This window comes from Plantactinospora sp. CNZ321 (assembly GCF_004217235.1).
Window position 1 is genome coordinate 6613405 of sequence record NZ_SHKQ01000001.1, and the last position, 18631, is coordinate 6632035.

15 protein-coding genes are annotated in these 18631 nt (G+C 73.8%); 6 read left to right on the top strand and 9 right to left on the bottom strand.

The genetic code is table 11. From position 1 onward, the window contains the following. Nucleotides 1–187: 187 nt before the first annotated feature. The 4 genes from EV371_RS28650 (at nt 188) to rocD (ending at nt 4251) form a co-directional block, all read left to right on the top strand. Entirely contained in the window at nt 188–946 is a 759-nt protein-coding gene (locus tag EV371_RS28650) for a cellulose binding domain-containing protein (protein ID WP_130464789.1), read from the top strand. Nucleotides 947–1130: 184 nt separating this feature from the next. Then, the gene (locus tag EV371_RS28655) at nt 1131–1832 is read left to right on the top strand and encodes a thrombospondin (protein WP_130464790.1); all 702 of its coding nucleotides are present in this window, start codon (nt 1131–1133) and stop codon (nt 1830–1832) included. A gap of 323 nt (nt 1833–2155) precedes the next feature. Next, nucleotides 2156–3013 carry a dimethylargininase gene (gene ddaH / locus EV371_RS28660; RefSeq protein ID WP_130464791.1) on the top strand — a complete coding sequence of 286 codons (858 nt, stop codon included), beginning with the start codon at nt 2156–2158 and terminating at the stop codon, nt 3011–3013. 41 nt (nt 3014–3054) lie between these two features. After that, on the top strand, nt 3055–4251 hold the full coding sequence (rocD, locus tag EV371_RS28665) for an ornithine--oxo-acid transaminase (protein WP_130466281.1): 1197 nt from the start codon (nt 3055–3057) through the stop codon (nt 4249–4251). Between the two features lie 114 nt (nt 4252–4365). On the opposite strand, the gene EV371_RS28670 is transcribed toward rocD, so the two are convergent. Together EV371_RS28670 and EV371_RS28675 are read right to left on the bottom strand one after the other, a co-directional pair. Next, entirely contained in the window at nt 4366–5514 is a 1149-nt protein-coding gene (locus tag EV371_RS28670; RefSeq protein WP_130464792.1) for an FHA domain-containing protein, read from the bottom strand. After that, nucleotides 5511–5804, bottom strand: coding sequence for a 4a-hydroxytetrahydrobiopterin dehydratase (locus EV371_RS28675; protein ID WP_130464793.1), 294 nt, complete (start codon nt 5802–5804; stop codon nt 5511–5513). Before EV371_RS28675 ends, EV371_RS28670 begins: the two co-directional genes overlap by 4 nt. A 274-nt stretch (nt 5805–6078) precedes the next feature. Between EV371_RS28675 and EV371_RS28680 the strand changes: the two genes are divergently transcribed. After that, nucleotides 6079–6828, top strand: coding sequence for a hypothetical protein (locus tag EV371_RS28680; RefSeq protein WP_130464794.1), 750 nt, complete (start codon nt 6079–6081; stop codon nt 6826–6828). Here the strand turns inward: EV371_RS28680 and EV371_RS28685 are convergent. From EV371_RS28685 to EV371_RS28705, 5 genes are all read right to left on the bottom strand, one after another. Then, nucleotides 6735–7865 carry a fatty acid desaturase gene (locus tag EV371_RS28685; protein WP_130464795.1) on the bottom strand — a complete coding sequence of 377 codons (1131 nt, stop codon included), beginning with the start codon at nt 7863–7865 and terminating at the stop codon, nt 6735–6737. The genes EV371_RS28680 and EV371_RS28685 overlap by 94 nt on opposite strands. Nucleotides 7866–8071: 206 nt before the next feature. Then, on the bottom strand, nt 8072–11803 hold the full coding sequence (locus EV371_RS28690; protein WP_130464796.1) for an SCO7613 C-terminal domain-containing membrane protein: 3732 nt from the start codon (nt 11801–11803) through the stop codon (nt 8072–8074). Between the two features lie 170 nt (nt 11804–11973). Continuing rightward, nucleotides 11974–12294: a divalent cation tolerance protein CutA gene (cutA, locus tag EV371_RS28695; protein ID WP_130464797.1), complete on the bottom strand. Its 321-nt coding sequence runs from the start codon at nt 12292–12294 to the stop codon at nt 11974–11976. Nucleotides 12295–12304: 10 nt separating this feature from the next. Then, a complete protein-coding gene (locus EV371_RS28700) occupies nt 12305–13366 on the bottom strand; it encodes a 1-acyl-sn-glycerol-3-phosphate acyltransferase (protein WP_130464798.1) in 1062 nt (353 codons plus the stop codon). Beyond that, the gene (locus EV371_RS28705) at nt 13366–14202 is read right to left on the bottom strand and encodes a patatin-like phospholipase family protein (RefSeq protein ID WP_130464799.1); all 837 of its coding nucleotides are present in this window, start codon (nt 14200–14202) and stop codon (nt 13366–13368) included. Before EV371_RS28705 ends, EV371_RS28700 begins: the two co-directional genes overlap by 1 nt. 291 nt (nt 14203–14493) lie before the next feature. On the opposite strand from EV371_RS28705, the gene EV371_RS28710 reads away from it, so the two are divergent. Further along, entirely contained in the window at nt 14494–16032 is a 1539-nt protein-coding gene (locus EV371_RS28710; RefSeq protein WP_130464800.1) for a serine/threonine-protein kinase, read from the top strand. Between the two features lie 43 nt (nt 16033–16075). Here the strand turns inward: EV371_RS28710 and EV371_RS28715 are convergent, their stop codons facing one another. Both EV371_RS28715 and EV371_RS28720 read right to left on the bottom strand, forming a co-directional pair. After that, nucleotides 16076–17404, bottom strand: coding sequence for an ATP-binding cassette domain-containing protein (locus EV371_RS28715; RefSeq protein WP_130464801.1), 1329 nt, complete (start codon nt 17402–17404; stop codon nt 16076–16078). Between the two features lie 220 nt (nt 17405–17624). Next, nucleotides 17625–18563, bottom strand: a complete 939-nt coding sequence (locus EV371_RS28720) for a hypothetical protein (RefSeq protein ID WP_130464802.1) — start codon at nt 18561–18563, stop codon at nt 17625–17627. Nucleotides 18564–18631: the final 68 nt, after the last annotated feature.

Sequence of the window (18631 nt, forward strand, 5' to 3'; positions counted from 1 at the left end):
TGGTGCCGGACTACCGGATGGTGCCGGACTACCGGATGGTCCGGTACGACCGAACCGGCATCGGCCTTCCGGGACACCCCAACAGATGGGAGGCTGTCAATGTTCCTAGCGGGTGGCACGGGTCACAACCGCCGACGGGCAACGGCGGCAGGTTCCGCACGCCCGACTCCGACCCGAGAGGAAACTGATGAGTCGCAATTCCGTACGCCGCTGGTCCGCCACCTTCGCCACACTGGCCCTGGCCGTCACCGGGCTGGCCGCTCCGGCCGCGCCCGCCTCGGCCACGCCCGCCCCGGCCGCGCCCGCCCCGGCCGCGGTCGCCTGTGAGGTCGACTTCACCTCGAGTATCTGGACCGGCGGCTACGTCGGCAATGCCCGGATCCGCAACGTCGGTGACATCCCCTGGAACAGCGTCCTGGTGGAGTTCACCCTTCCGGACAACCACCAGCTCACATCGATCTGGAACTACAACGTGCAGGTCTTCGGCCAGCACGTCCGGGCGGAGCGCGCGATCGGAGCCCCTCCGGTGCCACCCGGCGGCTCGATAGACCTCGGTTTCGTCGTCCGTTACACCGGGACCGCCCTGCCGCCGTCCAACTGGCGGGTCAACGGGGTGGCGTGTTCGGCGCCGGGCCGGTCGCCGGCCGTGCTCGTCGACCCGGCTACGCGGACCGTGCCCGAGGGCAGCAGCGCCTCGTTCACCGTACGGTTGAGCCATCCGCCGACCCAGTCGGTCCAGGTCCAGATGACGATCAACGGCACCGGCGTCTGGGCCTCACCGCCGATGGTCATCACCTTCAGCCCGACCGACTGGAGCACGCCGAAGTCGTACCTCCTCTACAGCACGCAGGACGCCGACTCGTTCGACGACGTCGCCGTCCTCACCCTCACGGTGCCCGGCTACCGCCCGGCCACCGTCACCTTCACCCAGGTCGACGACGACTGAGGCTCGACTCGGCCCACCATCACTCGACTCGGCCCGACCATCACCAGGCCAGTTCGACCCACCTCGCCCGATGTGTGTGGTGGATCGCCCATCGGGGTACACCGATCCCAACGCTGCGTAGGCGCCATCGACGAGGCTCCACGCATGGATCAGGAGGTGTGTTGTGGTCAGGATTCCATCACTGATGCGCCATACGGAGCCGGCGCCGACGCGGGACGAGAACCGCGACGGCCGGGTCGACGGCCGCGACGAGCGCCCTGGCGACCGCAACGAGCGGTCGACCGGCACCGCCGCCGACACCGCGGGCACCCGTACCCGGTCGGCCGACCGGACCGCGGGGCGGGACGAGGCCGACCGGACCGACGGCGGGCCGAACCGCCGGGCCGGAAGCACGGTCACCGAGCCCGACCCCGCACCCCGGAAGGCGCCGCCGGTCGCCCCGACTCCCCCGGCCGGGACCAGGACCGACACCCGGCCCGAAACCGACCGCAGGGCCGAACCTGAGCGCGGGCTCGGCGAGCGTACGCCGCAGACCGAGCCGGTCGTGGTGGAGCGGGGTCCGCGTCCCCGGGCCAGCATGCTCGCCACGCTGAGCCTGGTGCTCGGGGTGGCCGCCGCCGCCTTCGTGCTGACCGGCGCCCTGGCCGGGTACGGCATCGTGCTCGGCACCCTGGCCCTGCTGCTCGGCGTCGGCGGTGTCTCCGCGACCGCCCGCCGGCACGTCGCCGGCCGGACCGAGGCGCTGATCGGCCTCGTCCTCGGGGTCGGCGCCGTCGTCGTCGCCGTGCTGGCGATGACCGGCCAGTTCGACTGGCCCAACACCGACGGCGACAACGTCGTCCGGTTCCGCGAGTGGCTTGATTCACAGTTTGTCGACCGGTTCTGATCGGGTAAGGACCGGCGCGGAGCGGTGGTGCATCGCTCCGGCCCCGCCAGCCGGTGGTGGTTCACCACCTGAGCGCACATTCTCGGGGGCGGCGTCGACGCCGCCCCCGAAGTGCGTCCGGGGCCAATCCTGCTCCTGCCCGGAGGAATCCCGGGCCCGCGCAACGGTTCGTGGCTGCCTCCCCCGCCAGACGCAACGATCAGCCGGGACAAGCAATTCTCAACCGTGGTTCCGGCCGGCGGGCCGCGCATAGCGTTGAGGTTCGGCGCCAGCTCGTGAGCCGTACGGAGGCCGGGCGCGCCCAACCCCCCAGGAGCAGGAGCATGACGTTGGACGCCACCGCCACCGGCGGGCGTACCCCGGCCGGCCCGGCGCAGACCCGGCGCTACCTCATGTGCCGGCCGACGTACTTCACCGTCGAGTACGCGATCAACCCCTGGATGGATCCGACCGCGCCGATCGACACCACCCTCGCGGTGCGGCAGTGGGAGGCGCTGCGGCAGACGTACCTGGACCTCGGGCACAGCGTCGACGAGATCGAGCCGCTGCCCGGGCTGCCCGACATGGTCTTCGCGGCGAACGGCGCGACGGTGCTGGACGGCCGCGCGCTGGCGGTGCAGTTCCGCGACCCGGAGCGCGCCGACGAGGCCCCGGCGTACGCCGGCTGGCTGGACCGGGCCGGCTTCGAGGTGCACGAGGCGAAACACGTCAACGAGGGTGAGGGCGACATCCTGTCGGTCGGCGGGCTGTTGCTCGCCGGCACCGGGTTCCGGACCTCGCACGCCGCGCACGCCCACCTCCAGGAGGTCTTCGGGCGGCCGGTGATCACCCTGCAACTGGTGGACCCGCGTTTCTACCACCTGGACACCGCGCTCTGCGTACTCGACGACGAGACGGTGGCGTACCTGCCCGAGGCGTTCTCGCCGGGCAGCCGGGCGGTGTTGCGCCGGCTCTTCCCCGACGCGGTGCTGGCCGGGATGGCCGATGCCGAGGTGCTCGGCCTGAACGCGGTCAGTGACGGCCGGCACGTCGTACTCCCGGCCCAGGCCACCGGACTGTCGGCGGCGCTGCGCGAACGCGGGTACGACACAATTGGTGTTGATTTGTCCGAGCTGCGCAAGGCCGGCGGCGGACCGAAGTGCTGCACCCTGGTGCTGCGGGAACGAGAGGCGACCAAGTGATCGTGGACGACGTGCTGCGCGGCTCCGAAGCGGATGGCGCGTTGCGGACCCCGGAAGCGGTACGTGAGGCGGAACGCTGGACCGCGCACAACTACCACCCGCTGCCGGTGGTGATCTCCTCGGCCGAGGGCGCCTGGGTCACCGACGTCGACGGCCGGCGCTACCTCGACTGCCTGGCCGGCTACTCCGCGCTGAACTTCGGGCACCGGCACCCGACGCTGATCGCCGCCGCGCACGCCCAGCTCGACCGGCTCACCCTGACCAGCCGGGCCTTCGTGCACGACCAGTTCGCCGACTTCTGCCGGGAGCTGTCGCAGCTCTGCGGCAAGGACCTGGTGCTGCCGATGAACACCGGCGCCGAGGCGGTGGAGACCGCGATCAAGGTGTCCCGGAAGTGGGGCTACCGGGTCAAGGGCGTACCGGACGGGCGGGCCACGATCGTGGTCGCGGACGGCAACTTCCACGGGCGTACCACCACGATCGTCAGCTTCTCCACCGATCGGGATGCCCGGGACGACTTCGGGCCGTACACCCCCGGGTTCCGGATCGTCCCGTACGGTGACCTCGCCGCGCTGGCCGAGGCGGTCGACGAGACCACCGTGGCCGTCCTGCTGGAGCCGATCCAGGGCGAGCAGGGCGTCGTGGTGCCGCCCCCGGGCTACCTGCCCGGAGTACGCCGGCTCTGCACCGAGCGGAACGTGCTCTTCGTGGCCGACGAGATCCAGTCCGGGCTCGGCCGGACCGGCGAGACGTTCGCCTGCGACCACGAGGACGTCACGCCGGACATGTACGTCCTCGGCAAGGCGCTCGGCGGCGGCATCGTGCCGGTCTCGGCGGTCGCGGCCGACGCGGGCGTGCTCGGGGTACTCCGGCCCGGCGAGCACGGCTCGACGTTCGGCGGAAACCCGCTGGCCTGCGCGGTAGCCACCGAGGTGGTCCGGCTGCTCGCCACCGGCGAGTTCCAGCACCGGTCGGCCGAGTTGGGCGCGCGGCTGCACGCCGGACTGCGCGGGCTGGTCGGCGAAGGGCTGGTCGCGGTGCGCGGCCGGGGACTATGGGCCGGCATCGACATCGACCCGGCGCTGATGACCGGGCGCCAGGCGTGCGAGCGGCTCGCCGAGCGCGGCGTACTGGCCAAGGACACCCACGGCTCGACGATCCGGCTCGCGCCGCCACTCGTCATCGAGGCACCCGAACTGGACCACGTGCTGGAGCAGCTCGCCGCCGTACTGCGCTGAAGGTTCGGCGAGGCGATCGTCCCGGTCGCACCGGACGCCCCCGGGCCGGTCCGTCCCGTACGGCCCGGCCCGCCCGGCCGGCAAGGTCCGCCCCGGCCGGTTGCCCCGGACGGGTCAGCGGCGGTCGGGCAGCCGGATCGCCATGGTCGGCGCCTCGGCCATCACCGAGGTCGGGTTCGTCATGCCGCCGGAGGTCCAGGTGCTCGCCCGCCCCACCTGCACGCCCGGATAGAGCTCCACGATGTCGCCGCCGCGCATCACCCGGGACTGCTGACGGGCCAGCGCGACCCGCTCGGCCTCGTCCATCGAGCCACCCGGCCGTACGCCGGAGCCGTTGGTGCTGACGTCCTGGGCGACCAGGTCGCCGCCACGCAGCTCGAACCGGACGTGGCTGCGGCTGATCCAGCGCCGCGCCTCGTCGTTGAGCCACTGGCCGAGCCGGATCCCGCCGGAGTCGTCCGGCGCCCGGCCGACCACCACCGGGCGTTCGGCGGTCACCACGAACCGGCGTCGGACCATGCCGCCGATCCGGATCGACAGCACCTCCTCGTTCGGCCTCGGCCCGGCGTCGCTGAGCCGCTGGTCGTGCCGGGGGCACATCGGCATCCCGCCACGCAGCGTCGGCGGCGGCTGGCCGCTCGGCTTGCGGTCGATCTCGGCGAGGTCGGCGAAGGCACCGCCACCGCCACCGCCGCCGAACAACACGCAGCCGGGCTCCTTGCACCGCCAGGTGCGGGCGAGCAGCTTCCGGCCGGTCGGCGACGGCCCGGTGGCCGCCGGCGTCCCCTTCACCCGCTGGGCCAGCACCGGGCCGCCGGCTCCCGGCAGCGGGGCGAGCAGTCGGCCCGGCGCGCTGGTCACCCACGGGAAGCGCCCGGAGATGCCGTCGAAGCGGCCCCGGCTCAGCACCGGCAGGCCGAGCAGGTCGGCCACCTCCAGCACCCGGTCACCGGGGTTGACCAGTACCTCGATCAGGCCGTTGTCGGCCCAGCGCCGGAGCACCATCCGCTCGTTGGAGGTGAGGTCGGCCTCGCTGAGCAGCGCGCGGTGCACCACCGCGTACACGGGGACGTTGTCCTCCTCCAGATGCCGCCCGAGCGCGTCGATGACCATGCCGAGTCGCAGGGTGCTGGCCGGACGGCCGCCGTCGAGATCCTGGTAGCGGACCACCTCGGCCAGATCCAGCACGCCCCGGACCAGCGACGGGTCGGTGCTGACCCGGTCCTCGATCGCGTCGAGGACCTTGCTTATCTCGAATCTCACACCGCTCCCCGGACTGTCTCGTCGATACGCCGCGCCAGCTCGACGTCACGTCGGGTCACCCCACCCACCGAATGGGTCGCGCAGCGGAAGGTCACCGTGCGCCACCGGATGTCGATGTCGGGATGGTGGTCGAGTTCCTCGGCGACCACTGCCACCCGGTCCACCACACCGATGGCGTCACGGAACGTGGGCAGTTCGACGGTACGGGCGATGCCGGCCGGGTCACCGGCCCAGCCGTCCAACCCGGCCAACCCGGTCCGCACCGCCTCCGCGTCCAGCACCTCTGCCATGGCCAGACCTTACCGCCGGGGCCGGCGGCCGTGGTGTGCAACCCGATTCGCCGGCAGCGGCGACCAGTACGTCGGTCGCCGGGCCCACGCCCGGCGCGGTTACGCCTTACGATGAGCGTCCCGACCCGGTCGGTAGCTGACGCCGCCCCTGACCCTGGCGGTCGCCGCGTCGCCCGCTTCAGTGGTTCGGTCGGATCCTGCCGGTAAGGGTCCGGGTACGCGTGCTCTGTCAACGGGAGGAACGCAGGTGCCTACTCTGCGGTCGGCTGTACCAGTGTTCGTCCTCGCCGCGGCGATGTGCCTCTCGGTCGCGGGCTGCGGCATCCGTGCCGGACTCCCCGACCGGGCGGCGCCACGCGAGGCGGAGACGCCCGCACCGAAACAGCTCAGCCCGGTGGAGAAACTGGCGGACGCGGCGGCGAAGACGAACCAGGGCGTCATCACCGTGGTGAAGTGGGCCCCCGGCGTGCTCACCGACACCAGGATCGACCTGGCCGGCAGGAAGGCTAGGATGACCATCACGCTGCGGGACCTGGATGACCAGATCCTCCGGATCGAGGTGCTCCAGTTCGACACTGACGTGTACGTGCGGATGCCCGACCTGCCCGGCGCGCCGAAGAAGTGGATGCGCGGCAAGGCCGCCGACCTTCCGGCGGGCAACCCGCTGCGCCTGCTGCGCGGCGGCGACCACACCGGTGCCGCCGACCTCGCCGACTGCGTCGTCAGCGCGGTTCGGAAGGGCGGGTACGAGTTCGTCGGCATGATGGACCTCACCCGGTCGCGGATCACCAGCCGGAGCCTGCTTGCCGCACTCGGTCCGAGGGCCGGCGCCGTCCCGTTCCGCGCCCGTACGAGTTCCGGGGGGCACCTGCACGAGATCGTCATCGACGTGCCGGCCGTGCTGCCGGGATCCGGCGAGGTCAGGTACAGCTACAGCAGGTCGGAGGCGGTGGAGGCAGAGCGCCCCGCCGCCTCCGAGGTCGTCGAGCTGCCGGGATCGCTGGTCGACAGCCTGGAGGTGTGACGAGCCCCGTCCCGCAGCGGGGCGCCGACCGAGTGCAGGTGCCGCAACGCCTGCCGGTACGAGTCGAAGAGCCCGGTCTCCTCGTACGGGATGCCCTGCTCTTCGCAGTACCGCGCGACGATCGGTTGGGCCCGGCGCAGGTTCACCCGGGGCATGCTCGGGAACAGGTGGTGCTCGATCTGGTAGTTGAGGCCGCCCAGCGCGAAGTCGACAAGTACCCCGCCCCGGACGTTGCGTGAGGTCAACACCTGCTTGCGCAGGAAGTCGAGCTCGTCCTCGGCGGTCACCACCGGCATGCCCTTGTGGTTCGGCGCGAACGAGCACCCCATGTAGAGCCCCCAGAGCCCCTGGTGCACGGCGAGGAAGACCAGCGCCTTCCCCGGGGAGAGCACGGTGAAGAGCGCACCCAGGTAGCCGACCGCGTGCAGGGCCAGCAGCACCGCCTCGGCCCGGCGGCGCCGGATCGGCGTACCGTCGGTCAGCGCCCGGACGCTGGAGACGTGCAGGGCCAGCCCCTCCAGCAGCAGCATCGGAAAGAACAGGTACGCCTGCCGCTGCGCCAGCCACCGGCCGAAGCCCCGGGTGGCCTGTGCCTGCTCCTCGGTCCAGACCAGCGCGCCCGCCCCGACGTCCGGATCGTCGTCTTCGTGGTTCGGGTTGGCGTGGTGCCGGTTGTGCTTGTCGATCCACCAGCCGTAGCTGAGCCCGACCGCGAGGTTGCCGGCGAGCAGCCCGGCCACCTCGCTGGCCCGCCGGTGCCGGAACATCTGCCGGTGCCCGGCATCGTGCCCGAGGAACGCGACCTGGGTGGTGGCGCCGGCCAGGAAGACGGCCACCAGGATCTGCCACCACGAGTCGCCGACGACGGCGAAGGCGACCCAACCGGCGACGAAGAGCACGACGGTGAGCGCGATCCGGGTGACGTACCAGCCGGTTCGGCGTTCCATCAGACCCGCCGCACTGATCCGTCGAGATAACCGTGAGTAATCGCTTCCTCGACGGACCTCCGGTTCGGCCGCGGCAGCGAGGACCGCCATTTCATGCTCCCTACGTCGCTTTTCGCCACGCCGGTCGGCGAAGCGCTGACTTCCAGTCTCCGGGCTAAGATTGCGCACAGTAAACCCGGAAACCCCCGTATCCGGGGTAGTGCTAGCACCACTGCCAGGACGCCCGCCCGGCCGCCCGCCGCCGGCTCACCGCTCGGCGAGCCGTCAGCTCGACGCGGCGGTCAGCTTCGACGCGGTCAGCTCATCCTGTTGACGGCCGAGCGCAGTCGGCGCAGATCGCGGCGCCTCCGCTCGTACGTCATGGCCAGGCCGATCAGCGCGAAACCGCCGACGGCCAGGAAACTCCACCGGGGCAGCCGATCCCACACATCGACCACCTCCCGCAGCGACAGTATGGCAAGGACGCCGCCGCCGAGCAGCACCGGTGCCTGGCGTCGCCACCGGGCACCGGCCAGTACCGCCAGCAGGGCACCGGCGCCGAGCAGCAGCCGCCGCCACGGCTGGTCGCCGGCGACAATGACCGACACCAGGCTCGGCAGCAGCGCGGCGCCCAGCCCCGGGCCGTACGCCAGCCAGCTGCTCAACGCGGGCCGGGCCCGCAACGCCAGCGCGCCGGCCAGCAACCCGAGCACCGCCGCCGGCAGTGTGTACGCCTCGACCAGCGCCACCCGGACCGAGCCGAGCAGCAGCCAGGCGGCAACCAGCTCGGCGACCCCGGCCGCTGCCACCCGGGCCCAGCGCCGCGCCACCGGCTCGGCCGGGCCCAGGGCGCGCAGTCCCAGCGCCACGCCCCAGAGCGTGCAGACCGCCGCCGCGTACCGGATCTGGCCGGCCGTCAGCAGTAGCGCGATCCCGGCGGTCACGTGGCTGGCCACCTCGACGGCGACCGCCTCGGCCCCCCGGCCCGGCCGCACCCCACCCGGCCCGACACCGGACGCGCCCTCGCCGACCGGCCCGCGCCAGCCGGCCAGCAGGGTGCTGCCGGCCAGGGCCAGCGCGGCGACGCCGAGCACCACCAGTGCGGTGATCCGCAGCGGCAGGGCGGCGGCGACCGTCGCGGTGCCGGCCAGCGCCGCGAGACCGGCGACGCCGGTCAGCCACCCCGCCACCCGGGCCGCCGACGTGCGACCGAGCACACCGGCGGCCAGTCCCGCCGCCCCGACCAGCGCCAGTCCGGCGAGCGTGCCGGACCTGGTGGGCAGCAGCCCGGCCAGTCCCGCCGCCCCGAACGCGATCCCCACCGGTAGCAGCCAGAGGCGGCGGCCGGCGTCCCGCCGCAGCGCCACGGCGAGCAGGCCGGCGATCCCGGCGAGCAGGCTCGACGCGGGCACGATCGGCCAGGGTGCCCCGGCGGCGACCAGCCCGACCAGCGCGGTACCGACCGCGAGCGGTGCCGCGACGAGAGCGACGGTCCGGACCCCCCGCCACCGGGCCCAGCCGGCGACCACCGCCGCCACGGTGAGCAGCAGCAGGGTCAGCGTGGCGGCGGCGTCCAGCCCCGGCTCGAAGCCGCTCCCGACCGGATACAGCCCCACCCCGACCGGCGGGCCCGACCAGATCCGGCCCAGCCAGCCGTACGGGGTGACGAGCACGACCAGCACCGCCGGCACCGCCACGGCGGCGGTCCGGAGGAGCAGGATCGCCCCGGAGACCAGCGCCGGTACGCCCGCCGCCACCCGTTCGGCGGTCCGGTCGACGCTCCGGTCGGCCGGGAGCGGTCGACCCCGCCCCGTCAGCCACACGCCGAGGTTGAGCAGCAGCGCTCCGGCGGCGTACGGGCCGGCCGGTTCGCCGACACCGGGCAGCCCGGGCGCCAGGCCGACCACCAGCGCGACGGCCGCCAGCGCCGCGTTCGCGTACGGCTGGTAGTGCGGCACCGCCCGACGCACCGGCACCAGCCCGGCGGCGAGGAGTACCGCGCTGGCCAGCACCGCCCGCGCCTGCCACCACGGCGGTACGTCGACGGCGAAGAGTCCGAGTAGGACGGTCAGCGGGGCGGCGAGTACCGCCACCGCGAGCCCGGTGCCGCCCAGCACCCGCCGGAACGCCGGGACCGGCGGTCGGGCGTCGCCGCGAGGACTGGCCGAGCCCGCGTCGCCGCGAGGACTGGCCGAGCCCGCTCGGCCCTGCGCTGCCGGACCGGGGACGGTGCCGGGACGCGGCGCGGTCAGCGCGACCGCCACGCCGAGCAGTACCAGGCTGCCGAAGACGGCGGCGGCACCGGCCGGTCGGGCCAGCCCGACGAGTACCGCGTGCCCGGCCAGCGGCACGGCGGCGAGCGCCATCGGCAGCGCCGCGCGAAGGCGCCGGTCCGGCCGGGCGGCCGCCAGGACGAGGGCGCCGGCCACCACCAGGTCCAGGGCGGCAACGAGCCACCAGGGCAGCGGCAGCGCGGCCGGCGCCGCCAGTACCGTGCCGACCCCGGCGGCCAGCACGACCAGCGACCGGTCCAGACGCCGGCCGAGCAGGACGAGCGCCGTGGCGGCCAGCGCCAGCGCCAGCGGAAGCTGCCAGTCGAACGGCCCGGATCGCGCGGTCAACTCCGCCCGCCAGGCCGGCTGCGAGCGCAGTGCCACGGCCGTCGCGACCACCAGCGCCATCGTCCCGGTCAGCACCGCCAGGGCGCCGGCCACGACCAGGCCGCCGGCCCGGGGACCGACCCGGAGATTGGCCGGCACCAGCCGGGCGGTGCCGGCGATCGCGGCGGCGAGCAGCGCGACGACCCCGGCGGAGCCGAGCAGTGGCCACGGCGTCTCGACGACGGCCCGGACCAGCGCCGCCGCGAGCGCCACGACGAAGACGACCGCCGCGCCGGTCCCGACGGCGGCGCTGCGCAACCGGACGGCTGCGGCAACCGGCAGCAGGGCCGTCACCAGCAACGGACCCCCGGCGAGTACGGCCAGCGGGCCGTCGATGGTGGCCATCGCCGCCATCCCGCAGAGTGCCGAGGCGAGCCCGGCCACCCCGTACCCGGCCCAGGCGACGGACCGGCGGACCACGCTGCTCGGGTCCGCCGGTCCGTCGCCGCCCCGCCCCCGGGTCATGCCGAGGTTGACCACCGCCAGTACGGCGAGCGCCAGCGCCCAGCCGGCCGCACCGAGGCCGGCGTCGTAGGCGAGCAGCGGGATCACCGGCTGGACCAGCAGCAGGCCGGCGAACGCGGGTGCGGCGAGTCGGGTCAGTCGGTGGTAACCCCCCGCTACCACCGCGCCGACTCCGAACACCAGTGCCGCGTACCGGGCCGCCGGCCAGCCGGCCACGCCGAACAGGTCCACGCTCCATCCGGCGTACCCGTCGAGCACCACCAGGAGCAGGCCGATCGCCGCGAACGTCTCGGCGGTGGCGGTCAGCCCGCGCCACTGGGCCAGCAGCGGCGCGGCCAGGGCCAGCCCGGTCAGCGTGCCGAGGATCAGCGCCCGGCCGCCGACCCCGACCGTGGCCCAGGCCACCACCGTGAAGACGATCGCCGCCGTGCCGACCAGCAGCCCGCCGAGGATGAACAGGACGTTCTGCACGGTCCGGGTGGAGGCCTCCGGGCGTACCCGGTCGGTGGCCGGCGCGGCCGGCGAGCCTGCGGCGACGCTGCCGCCCGGTGCACCGGGAACGCTGACCACCGGCCCCCGGACGGCGCCTGCCATCGGTCCTCGGCTGTCCCCGGCCAGGTGTCCCCGAGCGGAGGCGGTCGCTGGACCACGGGCCGACGCGGTCGCTGGACCACGGGCGGACGCGGTCGCCGCTGACCGGACCTGCTGGGCCAGCGCGTCGCGGCGCCCCCGGAGCTGCCGCAGCGCGGCGTCGAGACCGAGGTACGCCTGCCGCGCCTGCTCTACCCGCCCGCCGAGCACGGCGATCTCCGCACCGAGCCGGATCACCTCGGCGGCGGCCGGGTCCGGTCCCCGGCCGCAGCCGGGACATCCGGTCGCCAGATTGGCACCGACCCCACACACCGGGCACGGGTAAGCGTTCATGGAAGCGGTCACGGTGCCATGATCGGCCACGGCCGGGCCGGCGCACAGAGTGCGCGTACCTATCCCGGAACGGGGATCCGAGCCCGTGCCGGGCATGGCGCCGGCCCTCGGGCATGGCGCCGGCCCGCTCCGGTCGGATCCAGGAGCAAGGGCGGCTGCCGCCGCCCCGGTCAGGGGCGGGTCTGTTCGTGCAGCCAGGCCGAGTAGTCCGGGTTGCCGCCACTCACCCAGGTCACCAGAACCTCCGGCACCTCGTAGGGGTGTGCCGCCCGTACCTGGTCGATCAGGGCTTCCACCCGGTCCGGGGCGGTCTTGAAGACGACCGTCCACTCCCGGGTGGTCTCCATCCGCGACTCCCACCAGTAGGTGCTGTCCACCGGCCCGCTCACCTGCGCACACGCCGCCAGCCGGCCGGCAACCGCGGCGGCGGCGAGCACGTCCGCGACTGCCCGGGCGTCCACCACCGTCGTCACGATGCAGATCTGGTCCACGCCGGGCACCCTACGCCGGATCACCGTCGCCCCGATGCGCATCGACCCATTCGTCGATCCGGGCCCACCAATCGAAGATCCAGTCGATCCGCTCCTGGCGCCCCTTCGGCACCTCCTCCGGCGGCACGGACCAGAACCGCATCACGATCCGCTTGTCCATCGGTAGTTCCCGCCACACGTCGGCCACGGTGAGCATCCGGTCCAGTCCGGTGTGCGCGACGAAGATGACCCCGGCATCGGGTGCGGCGTCCAGCGCGGCGAGCACCCCGCCGGGCTGCGGCGCCAGGACGTGCCGCATCGCCTCGGCCCGCTCCGCCATGTCGGTCAGGCCACGGGACCGGAGCAGGTCGATGGCGCGGCGCCGCCGCCGGGGCGTGAAGTTGCCCCCCTCAGGAAAGATCACGAAGGCGTCGTTCTCGTCGAGGTTGTGCGCCAGGTGGCCGATCTGCTCGACCAGGCTCTCCCTCGGCGGCCCGACCTGCTCGGTCGGGCCGACCCGGGCCTGCCTGCGGTGCCGGGGCGCGATGAACCGGTTCGGCAGCCGGTTGAGCAGTACGTCGACCGCCGGATCCCACTGGAGGGTGTCCTTAAGCACGATCCTCGGTTCTCGCTTGAACCAGTTGACCAGCGCGTGGATCAGGATGAACGAGTCACCCGGCCCGGCGTGCCGGCAGAGCACCAGTTCGGGGCGGCCGGGCAACGCAGTGTCCGGATCGGTGCCGACGATGTCGATGCGCAGCCGCAGCGTCCACCGGGCCTGCCAGAACAGCACGGTGAGAAACCACCCGGCCAGTACGTAGTGCGCGCGCTGGAATCCCGGGGACCGCTTGTGCCAGCCGAAGCCCGAACCAACCCAGAGCCCGAACATCGCGACCAGTGCGGTGGCGTTCCAGACCAGGTAGACGATCGCCACCCAGAGCACCCGCAGCGGGCGGAGGTAGCCGGGGACCAGCGGCGAGGCCGCCGCGGCGATGAGCAGCCACAGCGGCAGCGTCGTCACCACCAGTACGGCGAGCAGCACCGTTCCGGGGGCGAGCACGAGTCGCCGGACCCACCTCGGCGGCAACGGCATCAGGCGTGGTCCACGTGTTCGCTGAGGTAGCGCCGCGACGCCGTGTACGCCCGGCTGATCCGCCGGCCCACCGCCGCCATGTCCCGGTACGCCCACGGGGTGTCTTCCCGGGGCCCGAGCCCGCCGGTCGGCAGCACGTGCACGTCCACCTCGGTCGGCAGCGCCGCCATCTCCCGGGCGAACCGGTGCCGCCGGGCTATCTCGAAGGCCACCTGGGCGATCTCCCACGGTCGACGGGGTGGTGTCAGGGGGCGCTCGATCCGGCCGACCTGGAGGACGAAGATCTGCCGGGCGCCCGCCTGCACCGCCTCGCCGATCGGGATCGAGTTGACGATCCCGCCGTCGACGAAGTGCTCGCCGTCGATTCGGGCCGGCGGCAGCAGCCCGGGTACGGACGCCGACGCGAGTACGGCCGGCACCACCGGGCCGGTGCCGAACCAGTGCTCGGCGGCGCGTTCGATGCTCGCCGCGCAGCACCGGAACGGCACCTTGAGGTCCGCGAAGGTGGTGTGCTCGCCGAGTTCGACCTCCAGCAGCCGGCGCAGCGGGCGCGGCGAGTGCAGGTGGGTCCGGGCGGCGAAGCGGCGCAGTTGCCGGGCGATGGAGTCGCCGTACACCTCGCTCGCCTCCGGCGAGGCCCAGAGCCGGACCAGCCGTTCGGTGACCGCCTCGGACGGTTCGGCCGCCACCAGCGCGCCGTTCACCGCCCCGATCGAGGTCCCGAGCACCAGATCCGGGTGGATGCCGGCCCGGAACAGTGCCCGCAGCATGCCGACCTCGACGGCGCCGAGCACCCCACCCCCGCCGAGCACGAACGCCACCGGACCGCTGACCATGTCGTCAATCCTGGCACGGGGCACCCACCCCGACCCGGCCGGTCGGCCCGGCGGCCACCCGTATCGACGACCGTCCGGCGCATCGACGGTACCGCCCGGCGCACGGCACCGGCCCGCTCCCCGGCGGCCCCGCCGCACCGGTGGCGCTTCCGGGATCGGATGTCCTGGAAAACCTCGCCGTGTCCGGCTGCTGGTCCATCGTTGACAGGAGGTAGACAGTCACGGAGCCTGATACGACCCCCACAAACAGCCTGATGCGACCCTCGACTTTGCTGGCAGGTGCGACCAACAATGGCAGCGTTGCAGGCTGGCGGCCTGCTCGCCCGCAGGTATCGGCTCATCGACCGGATCGGCGCCGGCGGTATGTCGGTGATCTGGCGTGCCCGAGACGAGGTGCTCGACCGGGTTGTCGCGGTGAAGGTGCTCGCCGCGTCACTCGCCGCCGACGCGAAATTCCGGGAAATGGTCCGGGAGGAGGCCCGGGCAGCCGCGCAGCTCGTTCACCCGCACGTCACCGCCGTGCACGACTACGGCGAGACCCTTGGCCCGGACGGCGGGATCACCGCCTTCGTGGTGATGGAGCTGTTGACCGGCGAGGAACTGAAGGCCGAACTCACCGCCGGACCGTTGCCCTGGCGGACGGCGGTGGAGATCTGCGCCCAGGTGGCCGAGGCGCTGGCCGCCGCACACCGGCTGGGCATCGTGCACCGGGACATCACCCCGGCCAACATCATGATGACCGCCACCGGTGCCAAGGTGCTGGACTTCGGCATCGCCACCCAGGTCGGCGCCCCGGACGAGGACGAGGACGGCGAGACGTTCGGCACCCCGGCGTACGTCGCACCGGAGCGGCTGGACGGGCTTCCGGCCCAACCGGCGACCGACACGTACTCGCTCGGCGTGCTGCTCTACGAGACCCTGAGCGGCCGGGTGCCCTTCCCGGCCGACACCTGGGAGGAACTGACCCGGGCCCTGGAGAAGGGGACGGAGCCGACGCTGGACGGCGTGCCCGACCTGCCGCCGGCGGTGGCGGACGTCTGCCTGCGCTGCCTGGCCCGTGACCCGATCGAGCGGCCGACGGCCGCGCAGGTCGGTGAGCTGCTGCGGCAGCAGTTGCTGGCCGCCCAGTCCCAGTCGCGGGATGCCCCGGCGACCGCGCCGGTGGCTGCGGCGGCTCCGTCGGCGCCCCGGCCGCCGGTCGACCCGGCGATGCCGCCCGGACCGCGGGTGGCGCCGAAGGATCGCCCCGCGACGGCTCCGGATCGGCCGGTCACGCCACCGGGCCGAGCGGGGCCCGCCACCGAACCACCCCGGCTCGGCCGGGTCCTGCTGGTCGCCGCCGCCGTGCTGGTCGCGCTCACCGCCACCGTCGTGATCGTGGCCGCGCTCGGGGACGAGCCGGGGTCGCGGCCGACGACCGGGGCGACGACCGGCGGGCCGGACGGCACGACACCGACGCCTCCGGCCGGCACTCCGGCGCCCGGAGCGTCGACGGCCGGACGCCCCTCCACGGCCGCCCCTGGCGGGCAACCCGGTGCCGGCGACAATCCCAACATCCCGCCACCGCCGGTCAGCGAGGTCATGGCCCAGCTGTACCAGATCGTCGACGACGGGGTGGCGACGAACGAGATCCGGGACCACGCCGGGGTGGACCTGCGCAACCACCTCCGTAACCTCCGGGCCGACTCGGGTGGCGCGTCGGCGGACCTGACCGGTCAGGTGTCGCAGCTACGCGACAAGATCACGATCCGCCGTGACGAGGGTTCGATCTCACCCGAGTACGCCGAACTGCTCGACGCCGCCCTGCTCCGGCTCGCCAGCGCGGTCTGAGCCGACCGGCGCCCGCCGCACCGGGCGGGACCGGGCGGGGCGGTCAGCCCAGCCGGATCCGGTCGCCCGCGCTGTCGAAGAGCAGCAGTTGGTCCAGGTCGACGGCGAGCGTGATCGGCTCGCCGATCCGGGGCAGCACCGGTGCCGGCACCCGGACCACCACCTCACCGGCGTCGGCCGGTTCGCCCCCGGGCTCCGGGTCGTACACGGGATAGAAGCCGTACTCGGTGCGGGCCGTGGCGGGCGGCTGCTCCGGTCGCGGGTGCGGGAGCATCCGGGCCAGCCGGTCCCGCATCGGGTGCCCGCTCGGCAGGTCGTCGGCGAGCAGCTCGGACAGGTGCTGCCCGCTGGTCGGATCCTCCAGGCTGGCCTGTGCCGACGGGGTCGGTACCGTGTCGGTCCGCACGTGCACCAACGCCTCGTGACCGAGGTTCTCGACCGACCGGACCACACCCCGCAGTACCGGCGCCGGGCCGGAATCGGGCGGCACCGGGCTGAGCGCGTCGGCCCGCAGCGCGCAGGTGACCCGCTCGGTGTGCCGCTCGCGCAGCGGGCGTACCCGGGGATCGTCCGGCGGCAGCTCGATCAGTTGTGATCCGAGGTCGAGCAGTACGCCGCCGTCGGGCGCGTAGACGGCGGCCTGCAGCAGGTTCGCCCGGGGCGTACCGAGGAAGGCGGCGACGAAGAGGGTGTGCGGATCGCGGTAGACCTCGCCCGGCGGGCCGATCTGCTGGAGCCTGCCCCGGCGCAGCACCGCGACCCGGTCGGCCATGGTCATCGCCTCGACCTGGTCGTGCGTCACGTAGAGGGTGGTCATCTCCAGCCGCCGGGCCAGGGCGGCCACCTCGGTACGCAGCTCCGCGCGGAGCCCGGCGTCCACGTTGGAGAGCGGCTCGTCGAGCAGGAAGGCCCGGGACTCCCCGGCCATCGCCCGGGCCATCGCCACCCGCTGCCGCTGCCCGCCGGAGAGCTGCCCCGGCCTGCGGTCGAGCAGATTCGTTATGCCGAGCTGGTCGGCGACCTCGGCGACCCGGGCCGAGACACCGGCCGGGTAGTCCGGGTTGAGGCTCAACGGGAAACGGATGTTCTCGGCGACCGTCAGATGTGGATAGAGGGCGTAGTCCTGGAAGACCATCGACAGTTGCCGGCGGGGGCCGGGGCCGGCGCTGACCGGCTGGCCGTCGATCAGCACACGGCCACTGGTCGGCTCCTCCAGCCCGGCCACCAGCCGCAGGATCGTCGACTTTCCGCAGCCGGTCGGACCGAGCAGGGTGACGAACTCCCCCGACCCGACCTCGATGCTCACGCCGTCCACCGCGACCGTGCCGTCCGGGAACACCTTCGTCAACCGATCGGTGGCGATGCTGACCACGGCGACCACCTCCTGTCGCCATCGTCGGGGGCCGACGGGATACGCGCCAGTCCCATTGCGCCGGACGGCCGCACACGGTGCGCCGGACGGCCCGGCCCGACGCGCCGGACGGCATAATGCCACGACGACGCGCCGCGCGCTCCCCCGGCTCCCGGCCCACCCCGGCCGCCGCCCTCCGGCCTGGTCCAACGACCGGGGCGTGGACGCTGTCGCGCCGGGGTCAGTAGGTGCCGTCGGTGGGCGGTGGGGGATCGACCCGTACCGTCCGGTCCATCCAGCCGTCGCCGTCGTCGTCGTACGACCGCTTCTCGAAGAAGCCGTCGCGGTCCTTGTCGTACTCGCTGATCTCGACCAGCCCGTCGCCGTCCAGGTCGTGCCCGACGAAGTCGGTACGGCCATCCCGGTCGAGGTCGACCAGGATGTCCACCCCGCCGTCGGCTCGGCCCTGCAGGGTGTGCGGGTCCCAGTTCCCGTCTCCGTCGACGTCGACCCGGGTCCGGTACCCCTCCGGTACGGCCGGCTCGGCGTCCGCACCGGACAGCTCGCCAGCCGGCCCGAATCCCACCTCGGCCGGCGCTCCGGGCCCGAACCCGGCCTCGGCCTCGGCCTCGGGCGCGGTCCCGAACCCGACCTCGGCCGCCGGCCCGAACCCGAGTTCGGCGTCGGCCAGCGCGGCGGCGAGCCCGTCTTCCGGATCGGCCAGCGCACCGGCCAGCCCGCCCGGCGGATGCGCCAGTGCCCCGTCGGTGACCGACCCGATTTCCCGGCCGATCTCGTCGCCGAGGCCGGTCAGCCCACCGGCCGGCGCCCCGGCACCGGCCGGCCCGACCTGCGCGGCGCAGCCGGCCACCTCGGCGGAGGGTGGCGTCCCGGGACTCCCGCCCGGGTCGAGGCCGGCGGGGCCGATCTCGCCGACTCCGGGCAGCGCGCCGGCCAGCCCGGCCAGCGGGGTGAACATGCCGAACAGGCTCGACTGGTTGGCCCGGGTCTCGACGCCGTGCTCTCCGTCGGTGCCACCGCCGAGCTGGAGCTGGAGCAGCGCCACTTCGTCGGCGTCGAGCCGGTAGCCGGCCAGGGCGTCGACCGGATCCGCGGCGAGCGCGGCGGCGAACGCCGGATCGGTGACCAGCCGTTCGAGTACGTCGTCGAAGTCACTCACGGTCGCCTCCTGATGCACACCGGGCCGTTCACAGGCTATCCGCGCACCGCCACCGCCGGAGCCGACCG